This is a genomic window from Limosilactobacillus difficilis (assembly GCF_947387495.1).
Classification (GTDB): domain Bacteria; phylum Bacillota; class Bacilli; order Lactobacillales; family Lactobacillaceae; genus Limosilactobacillus; species Limosilactobacillus difficilis.
The window spans coordinates 1-279 of the sequence record NZ_CANDNU010000126.1 but is presented as its reverse complement, the minus strand read 5'-3'; the positions used below and the strand labels follow the sequence as shown (position 1 = coordinate 279).

1 pseudogene is annotated in these 279 nt (G+C 37.6%); it reads right to left on the bottom strand.

What is annotated here, in order from left to right:
• Window positions 1–71 precede the first annotated feature (71 nt).
• Window positions 72–203 (bottom strand): annotated as a pseudogene (locus tag QOR82_RS09445) (IS30 family transposase); the annotation flags it as partial.
• Window positions 204–279 lie beyond the last annotated feature (76 nt).

Here is a 279-nt window from a genome sequence, read left to right as displayed (position 1 = left end):
TAGACCAATGCCATTAGTAGCATAGCCTAGTTTTCCCAAAATTTATCATCAGTACCGATTGACAAAGAGCCACTAAATTCAGAACCATTATCAGAAGTAATTGTTTTAAAAATGCGATAGTAAGCACTCTTGCCAAGCTTCTGACGCAACTCAACAAAAAAATGATTCACTGCATATGCAGTTTTACTGGTAATTTTTCTCGTGGTGGATTATAGAATGAAGTTAGCCACCCAGTTGGTGGTAAATAAAAAACGCCATTCGGCGTGACATCAGGTATCA